This window comes from Bacteroides zhangwenhongii, assembly GCF_009193325.2.
Classification (GTDB): domain Bacteria; phylum Bacteroidota; class Bacteroidia; order Bacteroidales; family Bacteroidaceae; genus Bacteroides; species Bacteroides zhangwenhongii.
The window spans coordinates 305890-325660 of record NZ_CP059856.1 but is presented as its reverse complement, the minus strand read 5'-3'; the positions used below and the strand labels follow the sequence as shown (position 1 = coordinate 325660).

Annotated in this window: 10 protein-coding genes; all 10 read left to right on the top strand. The window is 45.1% G+C overall.

Going from position 1 to position 19771, the window contains the following annotated elements; genetic code table 11:
- Nucleotides 1-5 precede the first annotated feature (5 nt).
- The 10 genes from GD630_RS01415 to GD630_RS01370 all read left to right on the top strand — a co-directional run bounded on the left by GD630_RS01415 (nucleotide 6) and on the right by GD630_RS01370 (nucleotide 19765).
- The gene (locus GD630_RS01415; RefSeq protein ID WP_143867574.1) at nucleotides 6-1238 is read left to right on the top strand and encodes a M16 family metallopeptidase; all 1233 of its coding nucleotides are present in this window, start codon (nucleotides 6-8) and stop codon (nucleotides 1236-1238) included.
- Entirely contained in the window at nucleotides 1235-2587 is a 1353-nt protein-coding gene (locus GD630_RS01410; protein WP_007764028.1) for an MATE family efflux transporter, read from the top strand. Before GD630_RS01415 ends, GD630_RS01410 begins: the two co-directional genes overlap by 4 nt.
- A 19-nt stretch (nucleotides 2588-2606) precedes the next feature.
- A complete protein-coding gene (locus GD630_RS01405) occupies nucleotides 2607-4934 on the top strand; it encodes an ATP-binding response regulator (RefSeq protein ID WP_143867573.1) in 2328 nt (775 codons plus the stop codon).
- A gap of 42 nt (nucleotides 4935-4976) precedes the next feature.
- Entirely contained in the window at nucleotides 4977-9488 is a 4512-nt protein-coding gene (locus tag GD630_RS01400) for a translocation/assembly module TamB domain-containing protein (RefSeq protein WP_182505757.1), read from the top strand.
- A gap of 2 nt (nucleotides 9489-9490) precedes the next feature.
- Entirely contained in the window at nucleotides 9491-11827 is a 2337-nt protein-coding gene (tamL, locus tag GD630_RS01395; RefSeq protein WP_143867571.1) for a translocation and assembly module lipoprotein TamL, read from the top strand.
- 128 nt (nucleotides 11828-11955) lie between these two features.
- A complete protein-coding gene (locus GD630_RS01390) occupies nucleotides 11956-12867 on the top strand; it encodes a nucleotidyltransferase family protein (protein ID WP_143867569.1) in 912 nt (303 codons plus the stop codon).
- Between the two features lie 141 nt (nucleotides 12868-13008).
- Nucleotides 13009-14967: an ABC-F family ATP-binding cassette domain-containing protein gene (locus tag GD630_RS01385; RefSeq protein ID WP_143867567.1), complete on the top strand. Its 1959-nt coding sequence runs from the start codon at nucleotides 13009-13011 to the stop codon at nucleotides 14965-14967.
- Between the two features lie 48 nt (nucleotides 14968-15015).
- Nucleotides 15016-17052 carry a M13 family metallopeptidase gene (locus GD630_RS01380; protein ID WP_143867565.1) on the top strand — a complete coding sequence of 679 codons (2037 nt, stop codon included), beginning with the start codon at nucleotides 15016-15018 and terminating at the stop codon, nucleotides 17050-17052.
- A gap of 151 nt (nucleotides 17053-17203) precedes the next feature.
- Complete coding sequence (gene purH, locus GD630_RS01375; protein WP_007764054.1) at nucleotides 17204-18727, top strand: bifunctional phosphoribosylaminoimidazolecarboxamide formyltransferase/IMP cyclohydrolase; 1524 nt, start codon at nucleotides 17204-17206, stop codon at nucleotides 18725-18727.
- A gap of 15 nt (nucleotides 18728-18742) precedes the next feature.
- Nucleotides 18743-19765: a rod shape-determining protein gene (locus GD630_RS01370; RefSeq protein ID WP_007755856.1), complete on the top strand. Its 1023-nt coding sequence runs from the start codon at nucleotides 18743-18745 to the stop codon at nucleotides 19763-19765.
- Nucleotides 19766-19771 lie beyond the last annotated feature (6 nt).

Below are 19771 nucleotides of genomic sequence, written 5' to 3'. Positions count from 1 at the left end.
ATGATATGAAAATCAACAGGCATATTCTTGACAATGGGTTGCGTCTGGTGCATTCGCAGGATGAAAGTACGCAGATGGTAGCTCTTAATATATTATATAAGGTGGGAGCTCGTGATGAGCATCCCGAACATACCGGTTTCGCGCATTTGTTTGAACATTTGATGTTCGGCGGATCGGTCAACATTCCCGATTATGATATGCCGCTCCAATTGGCGGGTGGGGAGAATAATGCCTGGACGAATAATGATATTACCAACTATTACCTCACTGTTCCCCGCCAGAATGTGGAAACCGGCTTTTGGCTGGAATCAGACCGTATGTTGAGTCTTGATTTCAGCGAACGGAGTCTGGAAGTGCAGCGAGGGGTGGTAATGGAGGAATTTAAGCAACGTTGTCTGAATCAGCCTTATGGAGATGTAGGACATCTCCTGAGGCCATTGGCTTACCGGTCGCACCCTTACCAATGGCCTACCATCGGTAAGGAACTGTCACATATCGCCAATGCAACGTTGGAAGAGGTGAAAGCATTCTTTTTCCGATTTTATGCTCCGAATAATGCGATACTGGCTGTCACCGGCAACATCTCTTTCGAGGAGGCGGTGACACTGACAGAGAAATGGTTCGGCCCTATTCCCCGCCGGGAGGTTCCTCAACGGAACTTGCCGCAGGAACCGGAACAGACGGAAGAACGACGATTAACGGTAGAGCGGAATGTTCCTCTTGATGCGTTGTTCATGGGGTATCATATGTGTGACCATCATCACCCTGATTACTATGCCTTTGATATCCTTTCGGATATATTAAGCAACGGGCGTTCCAGTCGCCTGAACCTGCGTCTCGTACAAGAAAGGCAGTTATTCTCAAGTATTGACGCTTATATATCCGGCAGTGTAGATGCGGGTTTGTTCCATATTGCCGGAAAGCCGTCGGCAGGCGTGACACTGGAACAGGCGGAAGCTGCCGTTCGCGAAGAATTGGATCGCCTGCAACAGGAACTTGTCAGTGAACAGGAGTTGGAAAAAGTAAAGAACAAATTTGAGTCTACTCAGATATTCGGTAATATCAATTATTTGAATGTGGCGACTAACCTTGCCTGGTTCGAACTGCTCGGACGGGCGGAAGGCATGGAACGGGAGGTGGAACGTTATCGCTCTGTCACTGCGGAACAGTTGCAGGCTGTAGCCCAATCGGCTTTCCGGCGGGAGAACGGGGTTATACTCTATTATAAAAGTAAATGAGAAATATTTATAGAACATACAGAGAGCATTACAAGGCGTTATTCTATCTTGGACTTCCTATTGTCATCGGACAGATAGGAGTGATCATACTTGGATTCGCAGATACGTTGATGATTGGTCACCATAGCACGATAGAGTTGGGTGCAGCTTCTTTCGTGAATAATGTGTTTAATCTGGCTATTATTTTCAGTACGGGATTCTCGTACGGGTTGACACCTATCGTGGGAGGGCTGTATGGAACCCACCAATTTGCCCCTGCCGGACAGGCGTTGCGCAATAGTTTGCTGGCCAATCTGATGGTTGCGCTTCTGCTGACTATATGTATGACGCTGTTATTCCTGAATATAGAGCGTCTTGGTCAACCGGAGGAATTGATTCCTCTGATTAAACCTTATTATCTGGTTTTACTTGCTTCTTTGGTGTTTGTTATGCTTTTCAATGGCTTCAAGCAATTTACGGATGGAATTACAGATACTAAAACAGCCATGTGGATCTTGCTTGGCGGAAATGTATTGAACATCATCGGAAACTATATTCTGATTTATGGAAAGCTCGGCTTTCCTGAATTGGGATTGTTGGGAGCAGGTATCAGTACTCTGTTTTCACGTATAGTGATGGTCGTTGTCTTTGTAATCATTTTTATGCGTAGTCCGCGCTTCATTCGTTATAAGGTCGGCTTTTTCCGTTTGGGATGGTCGCGTGCTGTTTTTAGCCGTTTGAACGGATTAGGATGGCCGGTTGCCTTTCAGATGGGAATGGAGACGGCTTCCTTCAGTCTGAGTGCCATCATGATTGGCTGGTTGGGAACGATTGCGTTGGCTTCCCATCAAGTCATGTTGGCAATTTCACAATTTACTTTTATGATGTACTACGGGATGGGAGCTGCCGTTGCTGTCCGGGTCAGTAACTTCAATGGTCAGGATGATATGGTGAATGTGCGTCGTTCCGCCTATGCCGGTTTCCATCTGATGATGGCATTGGGTGTCGTGTTGTCTTTCATTGTTTTTCTTTGTCGGAATTATCTGGGAGGTTGGTTTACCGACAGTTCTGAAGTTGCCGCTATGGTTACTTCGTTAATATTTCCTTTTCTTGTCTACCAGTTTGGCGACGGCTTGCAGATCACTTTTGCCAACGCCTTGCGTGGAATTGCGGACGTAAAACTGATGATGGTCATCGCTTTTATCGCTTATTTCATTATCTCGTTGCCCGTAGGCTATTTTTGCGGTTTCGTGATGGGATGGGGTGTTGTAGGCGTATGGATGGCGTTCCCTTTTGGACTGACAAGTGCAGGGCTGATGCTTTGGTGGCGTTTCCACTACATGACGAAACAGCCTGCCCTCCGACAATAACTTGTAATTCGTTGTTTCTATGGCTTCCTACCGTTCTACAAAACTCAAAATAACCATTGGTTACACTTTGCTACTGGCTATTCTTCTTTTCTCGTTGGTGTTTGTGCATCGTGAGATGGAAGCATTATCGGCTGCGGACAACCAGCAGAATTTGCGTACGGATAGCTTGTTGGCCCTTCTCCATGAGAAAGACCGGAATACAATTCAAATGTTACGAGTGTTGAGCGAAGCGAACGATAGCCTTCTTTCTGCATCGGAGATTGAGGAAATTATTTCCGAACAGGATTCCGTCATTACCCACCAACGAGTACAACATCGTGTCATAACCAAACGCGATTCTCTGTTGACTGCTCCGAAGAAGAAAGGTTTCTTCAAGAGGTTAGCGGAAGTATTTGTCCCTTCTAAACAGGATAGTGCCGTACTTGTCAACACTTCTTTGGAAGTAGCTACGGATACGATTCTGGAACCTGCCACTTCTAAGGATTCCTTACAGCAAAAGATCCGTATGGCTACGGAGGAAAAACGTTTGCAACGGAAAAAGACCATCCGGCGTACCAGTACGAAGTATCAGCGGATGAATACGCAGTTGACTGCAAGAATGGATAGCTTGATAAAGGGGTATGAGGAAGAAATGACCCAGCGTGCACTCCAGGATGCGGAGCAGCAACAAGCAGTAAGGATGCGTTCGGCACGCACTATTTCGGGAATCGCTATTGGTGCGGTGTTTCTGTCTGCCTTTTTCTTGATATTGATCATACGCGATATATCTCGGAGCAACCGCTATCGTCGACAACTGGAGGAAGCCAACAAGCGGGCGGAGGATTTGCTTGTCGCCCGTGAAAAGTTAATGCTTGCCATTACTCATGACTTTAAAGCACCGTTGGGCTCTATTATGGGGTATACCGAACTGCTATCCCGGTTGACTCGAGATGAACGGCAGCGTTTCTATCTTGAAAATATGAAGAGTTCTTCGGAACATCTCTTGAAGTTAGTCAGTGACCTGCTCGATTTTCATCGGCTCGACCTTAATAAAGCGGAGGTGAATCGCGTCACCTTTAATCCTTCGCAGCTATTTGATGAAATTTATATTAGTTTTGAGCCTTTGACTGCCGCTAAAGGATTGACTTTACAAAGTAATGTCGCTTCCGATTTGAATGGGAGATTTATTAGTGACCCTTTGCGTCTCCGTCAGATTGTGAACAACCTTTTATCCAATGCCGTCAAGTTCACTCAAAAAGGTAAGATAACATTGACGGCTACATACGACTCTTCAAAGTTGACAATAGCCATTGCAGATACCGGAAAAGGGATGGCTCCGTCAGACCGCGAACGCATCTTTCAGGAGTTTACCCGTTTGTCCGGTGCACAAGGTGAAGAGGGGTTCGGGCTCGGATTGTCCATCGTGAAGAAACTGGTAACTTTACTCGAAGGAGAAATTGATGTGCAAAGCACGCCGGGAGAAGGAAGTTGCTTTACGGTGACTCTTCCTCTTTATCCGGTGGGGAAATCGGTAATGGAGGGTGAACTCTCGGAAAGTGATAAAGGGGAATCTATCCAAGAGCCAGCTACCATTCTTCCGATGAAGGTGATCCGTGTTCTTTTGATTGATGACGATAAAATCCAACTCAGCTTGACGGCAGCTATGCTGAAACAGCACGGCATTGATGCTGTTTGTTGCGAGCAATTGGAGGAACTTATAGAACAACTTCGCACTTCTGTTTTTGATGTATTACTGACCGATATACAAATGCCGGCCATCAATGGTTTTGATTTGGTGAAACTACTTCGCGCTTCCAATATTCCGCAGGCAAAAACGATCCCCGTGATTGCTGTTACTGCCCGTAGTGAGATGGATAAGGCTGCGTTGAACGAACATGGATTTGCCGGATGTCTGCATAAACCATTTACGGTAAAGGAATTGTTGCAGACGATCAATGAAGGACAATTGGCTGCGGATGAAGCGCATATCACAGAAGATATGGGAAGCGGATTGATGAATTTCTCCGCATTGACAGCCTATTCGGAGGACGACCCGGAGGCGGCGTGTTCCATTATTGAGACTTTCATCGAAGAGACTGGGAAAAATGTTGACCGGATGCAACAAGCCTTAGACAATGAAGATACGGACGGGATAGCTGCTATGGCTCATAAACTTCTTCCGCTTTTCACACTGATTGGCGCATCCGAAACAATTGCTCCTTTAAAATATTTGGAAAGTTGTCGTGGAGAGATGTTCGTTGACGAGATAAAGCAAACAACGCTTACAGTGCTGGCAATGGTTCCGCATATAATTAGTGAGGCAAAAGAGTATCTTTCTTATCGTTATCCAAACCTTTTCTCAAAATAAATTGTTTACTTTGTGTCTTCAATTTACACTGACACGCTTTGCATGAAACGAAAATGGATACGATGGGTAAGCTGGATATTGCTTACTCCAATAATACTCTTTGTAATACTGATGGTATTACTTTATATTCCTCCCGTACAAAATCTTTTACGCCGGGAAGTAACCGCATACGCTTCTGAAGCAACCGGTATGCAGATTCAGGTGGAACGGATTGACCTTCGTTTTCCGCTCAATCTGTTAGTTCGTGGTGTAGAAGTCATTCAACAGCCGGATACTTTGTTGTCTTTAGAGAGCTTGAATGTGCGGGTGCAGGCGTGGCCACTTATCAAAGGAAAAGTAGAAGTCGATGAAGTTACACTAAATCAGGTTGCAGTCAATTCCGCAGGTCTGATAGAGGGAATGAAGATAAAAGGTGTCTTGGGACGTTTCTTTCTGCAGAGTCATGGGGTGGATTTATCCAATGAAATAGCGATTATTAATCAGGTCGATTTATCAGACACCCATGTCCAATTGGTAATGAACGACACCACGACCGCTCCTAAAGACACGACCGCTTCCGCTCCTGTCAATTGGAAAGTAGACCTTCATCAGTTGAATTTGGAAAATGTGTCATTCAGTATGCAGCTTCCGGCTGATTCCATGCGTATGGCAGCCCACATCGGCGAAGCGTCTGTAAATGATGCGCAAGCAGATCTGAAGAATCAGTTTTATAGCTTGAAACAATTCCTGTTGTCGGGAGGCTCTGCCAATTATGATACCGGAGCTGCTAAACCGGTCGAAGGCTTCGATGCTTCTCATATTGCGGTCCGTGATATCCGGATCGGTTTGGACTCCTTATTATATAAAGGTAGGGATATGAATGCCGTACTCCGTGAATTTTCAATGAATGAACGTTCGGGACTGAGCATTACCTCGTTGGCGGGCAGGGCTTATTCTAATGATTCAATTATCAGTGTTCCGGGCTTAAAGCTGCAGACTCCTCATTCTGAAATCGATTTGTCTGCCCATACGTATTGGGAACTTGTCAATATCCCTACTACGGGACGTTTGTCCGCCAATCTCAACGCATACATCGGTAAAGAGGATGTTATGCTGTTTACGGGTGGGCTGCCGGATAGTTTCAAAGAAGCCTATCCTTTCCGTCCTCTTGTTATTCGTGCAGGGACGGACGGTAATCTGAAAGAGATGCAGATTTCGCGCTTTACGGTAGATTTGCCGGGAGCATTTTCTTTAGAGGGCGGTGGGCTTCTTGAAAATCTGGCGGACAGTATCACGCGCTCGGGAACGGTCGGGTTGAAGATGACCACCCAGAATCTGAACTTCCTGACTGCTTTGTCCGGTGAGGCTCCCAATGGGACTATTGTAATTCCCGATAGTATGGATCTGGTTGCGAAGATTGATATAAACGGTCCTGCATATAAGGCCAATTTGAAACTGAGAGAAGGACAGGGTACTATGGATGTGGACGCGGCATTGAATACGCTCACTGAAGTCTACAAGGCGGACTTGAAAATAAACAACCTTCAACTGCATAATTTCCTACCGAAAGATTCAATTTATGAACTCTCACTTTCGGCTGACGCTGAAGGGCGAGGACTGGATGTGATGTCCTATCGTTCTTTTGCCAAATTGAATCTGTCGTTAGATCAGCTTCATTATGCCCAATATCATCTCTCGAATGTTGATTTGATTGGAGCTTTGAAAGGGGCATTGGTAACAGCCCGTCTGACCAGTGACAATGCTTTGCTGAAGATGACGACTGAGGCCGAATATAACTTGGCACACAGTTATCCCGATGGAAAAGTGACAATGGATGTCACTCAATTGGATTTGCATGAGTTGGGATTAATGCCGCAGCCGATGAAGCATCCGCTTGCTTTTAACTTTTCTGCGGAAGCCCGCCAGAATCGGGTGTTTACCCATTTGGTGTCCGGAGATATGAAACTCAACTTGAGTGCACGCTCCGGAGTGGAACCGTTGATTCGGCAGTCTACTCATTTTGTGGATGTGCTGATGAGACAAATTGATGAAAAAGCATTGGATCATGCCGAATTGCGTGAAGCTTTGCCGACTGCTATACTCTCTTTCTCTGCAGGAAAAGAGAATCCGTTAGCCTATTTCCTGGCTACCCAGAACATATCCTATCAGGATGCATCCATGAAGTTCGGAACCGCTCCGGACTGGGGTATTAATGGTAAGGCAGCCATTCATACATTGAAGGTCGATACTTTGCAACTGGATACCATATTCTTTACTGTCAAGCAAGATACTACCTCCATGAAGCTGCGTGCCGGAGTGATTAACGGACCGAAGAATCCGCAGTTCTCTTTCTCGACTGCTATTACGGGAGAAATTCGTGACCGGGATGCGGAGTTGCTGGTCGATTATAAAAACGAAAAAGGAGAAACAGGCGTACTGTTGGGTGTCAATGCCCGTCCTTTATTTGAAGGACACGGAAAAGGCAACGGTATTGCTTTTACCTTAATCCCGGAAAACCCGATTATCGCTTTCCAGAAATTCCATTTCAATGAGAAGCATAACTGGATCTATCTGCATAAGAATATGCGTGTATATGCCAATGTGGATATGTGGGATGATGAAGGGATGGGTTTCCGTATTCATTCCGTTCCGGGAGATACCGTGTCTTTACAGAATATCGATGTTGAAATCCGGAGAATCCGTTTGGCGGAGCTTAGCAGTGTACTTCCCTATTTCCCGGAGATAACCGGACTGTTCTCTGCGGAAGCTCATTATGTACAGACGGAAAAGGACCTTCAACTGTCTGCGGAGTTGTCTATCGATGAGTTGACATACGAACGGCAACGTATTGGAGATGTTACGCTAGGTGCTACATGGCTACCGGGCGAGCAGGGAAAGCAGTATCTGAATGCGTACTTGAATCACGACCAAGTGGAAGTATTGCTGGCGGATGGTAAGTTGATACCTACCGGGACGGGGAAAGACAGCTTGGAGGTGAATACGGAACTGGAGCATTTCCCGCTTCGGGTGGCTAATGTGTTTGTTCCCGATCAGATGGTCACTTTATCGGGCGATTTGGATGGTAATCTGAAAATAACGGGCAGCACCGAACAACCTCTGATTAACGGAGAACTGTCATTGGATAGTGTAGCTGTTCTTTCCCGACAGTATGGTGCTCGTTTTATGTTCGATAATCGTCCGGTGCAGATAAATAATAACCGTCTGTTATTTGATAAATTCGCAATTTACACTACGTCGAAAAATCCGTTTACGATTGATGGCTATGTAGATTTCCGCGATATGAGTCGTCCGATGGCAAATCTGAATATGCTTGCGCAGAATTATACGCTTCTGGATGCTAAGCGTACCCGTGAAAGTTTGGTTTATGGAAAGGTATTTGCCGATTTCCGTGCAACAGTAAAGGGACCTTTGGATGGATTGAATATGCGGGGAAACATCAGTCTGCTGGGTAATACCGATGTTTCGTATATACTGACAGACTCACCGTTGACTGTACAGGATCGTCTGGGCAGTTTGGTCACTTTTACTTCGTTCAGTGATACTACTACCGTTGTCCGTCAGGAAGTGCCGACAGTTTCTTTAGGCGGTCTGGACATGGTTATGATGGTTCATATTGATCCTTCCGTCCGTTTGAAAGTAGATTTGGATGCGAGCAATGACAATCGTATCGAACTGGAAGGGGGAGGTGACCTTTCCATGAAATATACTCCGCAGGGTGACTTGACCCTGACAGGACGTTATACCTTGAGCGGTGGTTTGATGAAATATGCTTTGCCGGTGATTGCAGCCAAAGAGTTTGCCATAGATAACGGTAGTTACGTAGAATGGACAGGCAATCCGATGGACCCGATGTTGAACTTTAAGGCGACCGACCGTATCCGCGCTTCCGTATCCGAAGGAGAGAATGGTGGAACACGTACGGTTAATTTCGATGTTTCCATTGTAATCAAGAACCGGTTGGATAATCTTTCGTTTGCATTTGATGTGTCGGCTCCCGAAGACGCAACCATACAAAATGAACTTACGGCTATGGGAGCGGAAGAACGCGGCAAACAGGCACTTTATATCATGGTGATGAAAACCTATCTCGGTACCGGACCGATTGGCGGTGGAGGTGGTGGAGTAGGCAAGCTGAATATGGGGTCTGCCTTGAATTCCGTGTTGAGTAGTCAGATTAACTCGTTGATGGGCAATTTGAAGAATGCAAGTGTCTCGGTGGGTATCGAAGATCATGATCTTTCAGATACCGGTGGTAAGCGTACGGATTACAGCTTCCGTTACTCGCAACGTCTCTTCAATAACCGGTTCCAGATCGTTATTGGCGGTAAGGTCTCTACGGGTGAGAATGCGACGAATAATGCCGAGTCATTCATCGACAATATCTCTTTGGAATACCGTCTGGATAGGACAGGAACCCGCTATGTCCGTCTGTTCTACGATAAGAACTATGAGAGCGTGCTCGAAGGCGAGATTACGGAGACCGGAGTCGGTCTGGTACTTCGCAAGAAACTGGATAAACTCAGTGAACTGTTCATCTTTAAGAAAAAGAAGTAAGAATGAAAGGAATATATAGTAACATATTAGTAGGCTGTCTGATTGGTATCATGTTGTTTTCGGGGTGTTCGGTGACGAAGCATTTGCCCGAAGGCGAAATACTCTATACAGGGAATAAAACGGTTATTCAGAATAAATCGAACACTTCGGTAGGTCAGACGGCATTGACCGAGATAGAAGCGGCGCTTGACAAGGCTCCGAGTACGAAGATTCTGTTTCTGCCCATTCCTTTTAAGATGTGGATGTACAATGATTTTGTGAAGTACAAGAAAGGATTCGGGAAATGGATGTTCAACCGTTTTGCAGCCAATCCTCCTGTTTTTATTTCTACTGTCAATCCGGAGGTGCGCATCAAAGTCGCCACCAATCTGTTGCATGATTATGGCTATTTCAATGGAAAAGTAACTTACGAAACATTGGCGGATAAGAAGGATAGCTTGAAAGCCGGTATTCTTTACACGGTGGATATGAAGAATCCCTATTTCATAGATACGGTGTATTACGAGCGTTTCACTCCGCAGACATTGCGGATTATGGAGCGGGGACGTAGACGTTCCTATATAAGTCCCGGCGAACAATTCAATGTTGTGGACCTGGATGACGAGCGTACACGTATCAGTACGTTGTTGCGTAATCGGGGATACTTCTATTTCCGTCCCGACTATATGACTTATCAGGCGGATACCACCTTAGTGCCCGGCGGGCATATCAGCCTCCGGCTGATTCCCGTACCCGGTTTGCCTGCTGCCGCGCAACGTCCTTATTATGTAGGCAATGGCTCTGTTTACCTGTTTGGAAAGAATGGAGAAGCCCCGAATGACAGCATGATGTATAAGAACCTGAATATTCACTATTATAAGAAGTTGCAGGTTCGTCCTAATATGCTTTATCGTTGGTTGAATTATCAACAGTTTGTACGTAATGCACAGATGCGTGCTTCCAATCGTACTAGGCTTTACAGTCAATACAGGCAAGAGCAGGTTCAGGAAAAGTTAAGCCAGTTGGGTATATTCAGCTATTTGGATATACAATATGCTCCTAAGGACACGACAGCAGTTTGTGATACGCTGAATGTGAGTGTACAAGCCACTTTTGCCAAGCCATTGGATGCCGAGTTGGAGTTGAACGTAGTAACTAAGAGCAACGATCAGACCGGTCCCGGTGCTGCTTTTGGTGTTACCCGTAACAACGTTTTCGGTGGTGGAGAAAGCTGGAATGTAAAGCTTAAAGGCTCTTATGAGTGGCAGACTGGAGGTGGAGAGAAAAGTTCTTTGATGAACAGTTGGGAGATGGGACTTTCCACATCACTGACTTTTCCCAGAGTTGTGTTCCCACGTTGGGGAAAAATGGAATTTGACTTTCCGGCAACCACAACTTTCCGGTTGTATATCGATCAGTTAAACCGTGCGAGATATTATAAATTGTTGTCATTCGGTGGAAATGCGACATATGATTTCCAGCCGACACGTACAAGCCGTCATAGTATCACTCCTTTCAAATTGACATTCAACGTCCTGCAACATCAGTCGGAAGAATTTATGGAGATTGCTCAGGAGAATCCGGCATTGTATATCAGTTTGAAAGACCAGTTTATTCCTGCTATGGAATACACGTATACGTATGACAATGCTTCGACGCGGAGAATAAAGAATCCTATCTGGTGGCAATCTACAGTGACTTCTGCCGGAAATCTGACCTCAGTGATCTATCGTGCTTTCGGTCAGCCTTTTAATAAAGAAGATAAACGATTGCTGAATGTTCCTTTTGCACAATTCGTGAAGTTAAATACGGAATTCCGTCATTTATGGAATATTGATAAGAATAACAGAATTGCGTCCCGTGTGGCATTGGGAGCACTCTTCTCTTATGGAAATGCCACGATAGCTCCTTATAGCGAACAGTTTTATGTCGGAGGTGCTAACAGTATCCGTGCTTTTACGGTGCGTAGCATAGGTCCCGGTGGATATCATCCGGCGGAAAGTCGTTATTCTTACCTCGATCAGACAGGTACGTTCCGCTTTGAGGCAAATGTGGAATATCGTTTCCGTATTTATAAAAGTATTTGGGGAGCCACTTTCCTGGATGCGGGAAATGTCTGGCTGATGCGTAAAGATGAGGCTCGTCCGAATTCACAACTCGAACTGAAGACTTTCCCGAAACAGATTGCTTTGGGTACAGGTGTCGGTTTCCGTTATGATATGGATATTCTTGTGTTCCGTCTCGATTTCGGTGTACCTTTGCATCTGCCTTACGATACGGATAGAAGTGGGTATTACAATGTTACCGGAGCCTTTATGAAAAATTTGGGAATACATTTTGCTATCGGTTATCCCTTCTAATGAATGATTTTTGTACGATTTTGGTAAATAATGATTGATATTTGTCCTGTCGGATTCAACTATTTTTGTACTTTTGCAACGAAATCTGATGCCGTTGACATCACTAACCTTTTAATATTACACAATTTATGAAACCAACTTTATTCTTATTGGCAGCCGGTATGGGCAGCCGCTATGGAGGCTTGAAACAATTGGACGGTCTGGGTCCTAATGGCGAAACTATTATGGATTATTCAATCTATGACGCTATCAATGCCGGATTCGGCAAACTTGTATTTGTAATCCGCAAAGACTTTGAACAGGATTTCCGTGAGAAAATTATTTCCAAATATGAAGGCCATATTCCTTGCGAGCTTGTATTTCAAGCGTTGGATGCTCTTCCCGAAGGTTTTACTTGTCCGGCAGACCGTACAAAACCCTGGGGTACTAACCATGCGGTAATGATGGGTGCCGATGTGATTAAAGAACCGTTTGCTGTAATTAACTGTGATGACTTTTATGGTCGCGATTCTTTCCAGGTGATGGGTAAATATCTGGCTGCTCTTCCCGAAGGTTCGAAGAATGTTTATTCAATGGTAGGCTTCCGCGTAGGAAATACCTTGAGCGAAAGCGGTACGGTATCTCGTGGAATCTGTAGCACAGATGCGAAAGGATTGCTGACTTCTGTTGTAGAACGTACGAAGATTCAACGCTTGAACGGTGAAGTGAAATATATCGATGATAATGGTGAATGGACTGCTACTCCCGACACGACTCCGGTAAGTATGAATTTCTGGGGCTTCACTCCAGATTACTTCGCTTACAGCGAGGAGTTCTTTAAAACTTTCCTGAGCGATCCGAAGAACATGGAAAATCTGAAGAGCGAATTCTTCATTCCATTAATGGTGGATAAATTGATTAATGACGGAACCGCTACTGTTGAAGTGTTGGATACTACCAGCAAATGGTTCGGTGTTACTTATCCGGAAGATCGCCAGAGCGTAGTAGACAAGATTCAGGCATTGGTAGATGCCGGTGAATATCCTGCTAAATTGTTCTAAAGAGGGACTTAGATTAAGATAGGAAGCAGTCATTCGTTCGGAATGGCTGCTTTTTTGTTTTTGATAACGGATGATACTGACATTTATACAATAATTATTCATTATCTTTGCAGTCCAAAATCTTATAAATCAGAGACAGAAGTGATTTCAGTAGAAGGATTATCAGTAGAATTTAATGCGACACCCCTTTTTGAGGATGTCAGTTATGTTATCAATAAGAAAGACCGCATTGCGTTAGTCGGCAAGAATGGTGCGGGAAAATCGACCATGTTGAAGATATTGGCAGGTTTACAATCGCCGACACATGGAGTTGTAGCTACTCCGAAAGATGTAACTATCGGATATTTGCCTCAGGTCATGATTCTTTCCGACAACCGGACGGTGATGGGAGAAGCGGAACAGGCATTCGAACATATTTTTGAACTTCAGGCAAAGTTGGAACGAATGAATCAGGAACTGGCTGAACGGACAGACTATGATTCGGAGGAATATCATCAGTTGATAGACCGTTTCACGCATGAGAACGACCGCTTCCTGATGATGGGGGGCACGAACTATCAGGCGGAAATCGAACGGACACTTCTTGGACTGGGATTCAGCCGTGAGGATTTTGATCGTCCTACTTCAGAGTTTTCCGGTGGTTGGCGTATGCGTATCGAACTGGCAAAATTGTTGTTGCGCCGTCCGGATGTGCTGCTGCTCGACGAGCCGACCAATCATCTTGATATCGAAAGTATCCAATGGCTGGAAAATTTTCTGGCAACTCGTGCCAATGCTGTCGTACTAGTCAGCCACGACCGCGCTTTCTTGAACAACGTAACCACACGTACTATCGAAATTACCTGTGGGCAGATTTATGATTACAAAGTGAAGTATGACGAATTTGTTGTCTTGCGTAAGGAACGTCGCGAACAGCAGCTCCGCGCTTACGAGAATCAACAGAAACAGATACAGGATACGGAAGATTTCATTGAACGCTTTCGCTATAAAGCAACCAAAGCCGTGCAGGTACAAAGCCGCATCAAGCAATTGGAAAAGATAGAGCGTATTGAAGTGGATGAAGAAGACAACTCCTCGCTTCGCTTGAAATTTCCTCCTGCCAGCCGTAGCGGAAACTATCCGGTGATTTGCGAAGACGTGCGCAAAGCGTATGGTAATCATGTTGTTTTTCATGATGTAAACCTCACTATCAATCGGGGAGAGAAAGTAGCTTTTGTCGGTAAGAACGGTGAAGGTAAATCTACATTGGTGAAATGTATAATGGGTGAGATTGACTTTGACGGCAAACTGACCATCGGTCATAATGTTCAGATTGGTTATTTTGCACAGAATCAGGCACAGATGTTGGATGAGAATCTGACGGTGTTTGATACCATAGACCGGGTAGCAACGGGAGATGTCCGTTTGAAGATACGGGATATTTTGGGTGCCTTCATGTTTGGCGGCGAAGCTTCGGACAAGAAAGTCAAAGTCCTTTCCGGTGGAGAACGTACCCGATTGGCAATGATCAAACTTCTTCTTGAACCTGTAAACTTCCTGATTCTTGACGAACCGACCAATCACTTGGATATGCGTTCAAAGGATGTGTTGAAAGAAGCGATCCGTGAATTTGACGGCACAGTCATTCTTGTCAGTCACGACCGTGATTTTTTGGACGGACTTGCGACTAAAGTATATGAGTTCGGTGGAGGAGTGGTGAAAGAGCATCTCGGAGGTATTTATGAATTTCTGCAAAAGAAAAAGATAGATAGCCTGAATGAACTTCAAAAAGGCGCCGGATTGTCTGTTTCTCCTACGGCAACAGCCAAAGGAAATGGAGAACAGGAAGCCGTGCAACCTTCGGAGAACAAACTTTCTTATGAGGCACAGAAAGAGTTGAATAAGAAGATTAAGAAACTCGAACGTCAGGTAGCGGACTGTGAAGCCTCGATAGAAGAGACGGAAGCCGCGATTGCCATTGTGGAAGAGAAGATGGCGACTCCGGAAGGGGCTTCGGATATGCAGCTATATGAACGCCATCAGAAACTGAAACAACAGTTGGACACAATCGTTGAAGAGTGGGAACGGGTGTCGATGGAACTGGAAGAAGTGAAAGGCTAGGGCCTTCCTTCGCATAACATGATAATTCTATAATATATTATATTAAGTATGAAAGTAACCAAGTATTTACCAATTCTTGCGGTATGCCTTATGACAACAGGATGTAACAGTAAGAAAGAGGCCGTACTGACGTCCGGTATCGACCTTGCTAATCTGGATACCACGGCTGTGCCGGGTACAAGTTTTTATCAATATGCGTGTGGCGGTTGGGTGAAAGATCACCCGTTGACTGACGAATATTCCCGTTTCGGAACATTCGATATGTTGCGTGAGAACAGCCGTGAACAATTGAAATCCCTGATTGCCGAACTGGCCGCAAAGACGGACAATGCTCCGGGAAGCGCCGCTCAGAAAGTTGGCGACCTTTACAATATCGCAATGGATAGTGTGAAGTTGAACCAGGAGGGAGTAGCTCCGATTAAAGACGAATTGGCCGCTATCGATGCGCTGAAAGACAAGAACGAAATCTACGCATACATTGCCGAAAGTCAGAAGAGAGGTATACGGCCTTACTTCACGATGTTTGTTGGTGCGGATGATATGAACAGTTCGATGAATATAGTACAGACCTATCAGGGTGGTATCGGAATGGGACAACGCGATTATTATCTGGAAGAAGACGAACAGACTACCAACATCCGTAACAAATACCAGGAACACATCGCCAAGATGTTCCGGTTGGCAGGTTATGATGAGGCTACTGCACAGAAAGCGGTAAAAGCTGTAATGAACATTGAAACCCGTTTGGCTAAAGCGGCCCGTTCACAAGTGGAATTGCGTGATCCTCATGCCAATTATAATAAGATGGATATGGAAACGCTGAAAAAGAACATCCCGACTTTCGACTGGGATACTTATTTCGCTGTTTCAGGTTTGAAAGACCTGAAGGAAGTGAACATAGGTCAGCCTGCCGCTATGAAAGAAGTTGCCGATGTGATTAACACTGTATCATTGGACGATCAGAAATTGTACTTGCAATGGAGCTTGATAGATGCTGCCGCTTCATATCTTAGCGATGACTTTGAAGCTCAGAACTTCGATTTTTATAGTAGGACGATGTCCGGTAAGAAAGAAATGCAGCCTCGTTGGAAGCGTTCGGTAAGTACGGTAGACGCTGTTCTCGGTGAAGTGGTAGGACAGATGTATGTAGAAAAATACTTTCCGGCTGCAGCAAAAGAGCGTATGGTTACCTTAGTGAAGAATCTGCAAACTTCTTTGGGCGAACGTATCAAGGCGCTGGAATGGATGAGCGAACCGACTAAGGTGAAAGCATTGGAGAAACTGGATGCTTTTCATGTAAAGATCGGTTATCCGGACAAGTGGAAAGATTATTCGGCTTTGGAGATTAAGAATGATTCTTATTGGGCGAATATCGAGCGTGCCAGTCAATGGGATTACAATGAAATGATTGCCAAAGCCGGTCAGCCGGTAGATAAGGATGAATGGTTGATGACACCGCAGACTGTTAATGCTTATTACAATCCTACTACCAATGAGATCTGCTTCCCCGCAGCTATCCTGCAGCCGCCATTTTTCGATATGAACGCCGATGATGCAATGAATTACGGTGCTATCGGAGTCGTTATCGGGCATGAGATGACACATGGATTCGACGATCAGGGACGTCAATATGACAAAGACGGAAACCTGAAAGAGTGGTGGACGGAAGAGGATGCTGAAAAGTTCAAGGAACGTGCCCAAGTAATGGTGAACTTCTTTGACAGTATTGAAGTAGCTCCCGGTGTGCATGCCAACGGTCAGTTGACTTTGGGTGAAAATATTGCCGATCATGGCGGTCTGCAAGTTTCTTTCCAGGCTTTCAAGAACGCGACAGCTAATGCACCGCTTGAAACAGTAGACGGATTTACTCCCGAACAACGTTTCTTCCTTGCTTATGCTAATGTATGGGCAGGAAATATCCGTCCGGAAGAAATTCTCCGATTGACAAAACTCGATCCTCACTCATTAGGCAAGTGGCGTGTAGACGGTGCACTTCCTCATATTGGAAACTGGTACGAAGCATTCAATATTACTGAGCAGGATCCTATGTTCGTGGCTAAAGACAAACGGGTGTCCATCTGGTAATAGTTTTTGAACAAAAATATACTTTGCGAAGAAGCGTTGATTTTCTGTTTGAGAGAGTCAACGCTTTTTTTTATTAATTCACACCTTATTTATTACGTACGATAAACAATATTTCGTAACTTTGCACACCAAATACTTAATAAGCAATTCAATGTCAGAGTCTAAAAGAATAAAAACTGCATTGGTATCTGTATACCACAAAGAAGGTTTGGATGAAATTATTACCAAACTTCACGAAGAAGGAGTAGAGTTCTTGTCAACAGGAGGAACTCGTCAGTTTATTGAATCATTGGGATATCCTTGTAAGGCAGTGGAAGATTTGACCACTTACCCTTCTATTCTCGGTGGTCGGGTAAAGACGTTACATCCGAAAATATTCGGAGGTATTCTTTGTCGTCGCGGGCTGGAGCAAGATCTGCAACAGATTGAAAAGTATGAAATCCCTGAAATAGATTTAGTCATTGTTGACCTGTATCCGTTTGAAGCTACCGTAGCTTCCGGTGCATCCGAAGCAGATATTATTGAGAAAATCGATATAGGCGGAATCTCTCTGATTCGTGCCGCAGCCAAGAACTACAACGACGTAATTATCGTTGCTTCTCAGGCACAATACAAACCGTTGCTGGATATGTTGATGGAGCACGGCGCTACTTCCTCACTCGAAGAACGCCGTTGGATGGCAAAAGAAGCGTTTGCCGTTTCTTCTCACTACGATTCAGCGATCTTCAATTATTTTGATGCAGGCGAAGGTTCTGCTTTCCGTTGCTCTGTCAATAGCCAAAAACAACTTCGTTATGGTGAGAACCCGCATCAGAAGGGCTATTTCTACGGAAATCTGGAAGCGATGTTCGACCAGATTCACGGAAAGGAAATCTCTTATAATAATCTTCTCGATATCAATGCTGCCGTTGATTTGATTGATGAATTTGACGACCTCACTTTCGCTATTCTGAAACATAATAACGCTTGCGGTCTGGCTTCACGGTCTACTGTGCTGGATGCATGGAAAGATGCATTGGCCGGTGATCCTGTTTCCGCTTTCGGAGGCGTGTTGATTACAAATGGGGTTGTTGACAAAGAAGCAGCCGAAGAAATCAACAAGATTTTCTTTGAAGTGATTATCGCACCGGATTATGATGTGGACGCACTCGAAATCCTTGGACAGAAAAAGAACCGCATCATTCTCGTTCGCAAGGAAGCCAAATTGCCGAAGAAGCAATTCCGTGCTTTGCTGAATGGCGTATTGGTGCAGGATAAAGATACTAATATTGAAACGGTAGCCGACCTCAAAACTGTAACAGACAAAGCTCCTACTCCGGAAGAGGTGGAAGATATGTTGTTTGCTAACAAGATTGTGAAGAACAGTAAGTCAAACGCCATTGTATTGGCAAAAGGCAAGCAGCTTCTCGCAAGCGGTGTCGGACAGACCTCACGTGTAGATGCATTGAAACAAGCAATTGAAAAAGCTAAGTCGTTCGGATTCGACTTGAATGGCGCGGTGATGGCTTCGGATGCCTTCTTCCCTTTCCCCGATTGTGTGGAAATTGCGGATAAGGAAGGTATTACGGCAGTAATCCAACCGGGCGGCTCGGTAAAAGATGATTTGTCTTTTGCTTATTGCAATGAGCATGGTATGGCGATGGTGACTACCGGTATCCGTCATTTTAAACACTAAAAATAATAATTAAGAATGGGATTGTTCTCTTTTACACAAGAAATAGCGATGGACTTGGGTACAGCCAATACCATCATCATCACGAACGGGAAAATCGTGGTGGATGAGCCTTCGGTTGTGGCTTTGGACCGTCGTACGGATAAGATGATAGCCGTGGGGGAAAAGGCGAAGTTGATGCACGAAAAGACCCACGAAAACATACGCACTATCCGTCCGTTGAGAGATGGTGTGATTGCCGACTTCTACGCTTGCGAGCAGATGATGCGCGGTTTGATTAAGCGGGTGAATACACGCAATCACTTATTCTCACCCTCTCTTCGTATGGTGATCGGTGTTCCTTCGGGAAGTACGGAAGTTGAACTCCGTGCCGTTCGTGACTCTGCCGAACATGCCGGCGGACGGGATGTCTATCTGATCTTCGAACCGATGGCTGCGGCTATTGGTATCGGCATTGACGTAGAGGCTCCGGAAGGGAATATGATTGTGGACATAGGTGGTGGTTCTACGGAAATTGCCGTTATCTCTTTGGGAGGTATTGTTTCCAATAACTCCATCCGTGTGGCGGGTGATGATCTGACGGAAGACATCCGTGAATACATGAGCCGTCAGCATAACGTGAAAGTCAGCGAACGTATGGCGGAACGTATCAAGATAAATGTGGGCGCTGCCTTAACCGAATTGGGTGAAGGAGCTCCGGAAGATTATATCGTTCACGGTCCTAACCGTATCACGGCTCTTCCGATGGAGGTACCTGTATGCTATCAGGAAGTGGCTCACTGTCTGGAAAAATCAATCTCGAAAATAGAAACGGCTATCTTGAGTGCGTTGGAAAGTACACCTCCTGAACTTTATGCTGATATTGTGCACAACGGTATCTATCTTTCCGGTGGTGGCGCATTGCTTCGTGGGTTGGATAAGCGACTGACTGATAAGATCAATATTCCTTTCCACATTGCGGAAGATCCTTTGCACGCTGTAGCTAAAGGCACGGGAGTTGCATTAAAGAATGTAGATCGTTTCTCTTTCTTAATGAGATAACTCAGG

Bases quoted from the DNA above. Each gene is read 5' to 3' on its own strand.
- purH (WP_007764054.1), top strand. From the start codon at position 17,204: ATGTCAGAGTCTAAAAGAATAAAAACTGCATTGGTATCTGTATACCAC.
- GD630_RS01410 (WP_007764028.1), top strand. From the start codon at position 1,235: ATGAGAAATATTTATAGAACATACAGAGAGCATTACAAGGCGTTATTC.
- GD630_RS01415 (WP_143867574.1), top strand. From the start codon at position 6: ATGAAAATCAACAGGCATATTCTTGACAATGGGTTGCGTCTGGTGCAT.
- tamL (WP_143867571.1), top strand. From the start codon at position 9,491: ATGAAAGGAATATATAGTAACATATTAGTAGGCTGTCTGATTGGTATC.
- GD630_RS01405 (WP_143867573.1), top strand. From the start codon at position 2,607: ATGGCTTCCTACCGTTCTACAAAACTCAAAATAACCATTGGTTACACT.
- GD630_RS01390 (WP_143867569.1), top strand. From the start codon at position 11,956: ATGAAACCAACTTTATTCTTATTGGCAGCCGGTATGGGCAGCCGCTAT.
- GD630_RS01380 (WP_143867565.1), top strand. From the start codon at position 15,016: ATGAAAGTAACCAAGTATTTACCAATTCTTGCGGTATGCCTTATGACA.
- GD630_RS01400 (WP_182505757.1), top strand. From the start codon at position 4,977: ATGAAACGAAAATGGATACGATGGGTAAGCTGGATATTGCTTACTCCA.
- GD630_RS01370 (WP_007755856.1), top strand. From the start codon at position 18,743: ATGGGATTGTTCTCTTTTACACAAGAAATAGCGATGGACTTGGGTACA.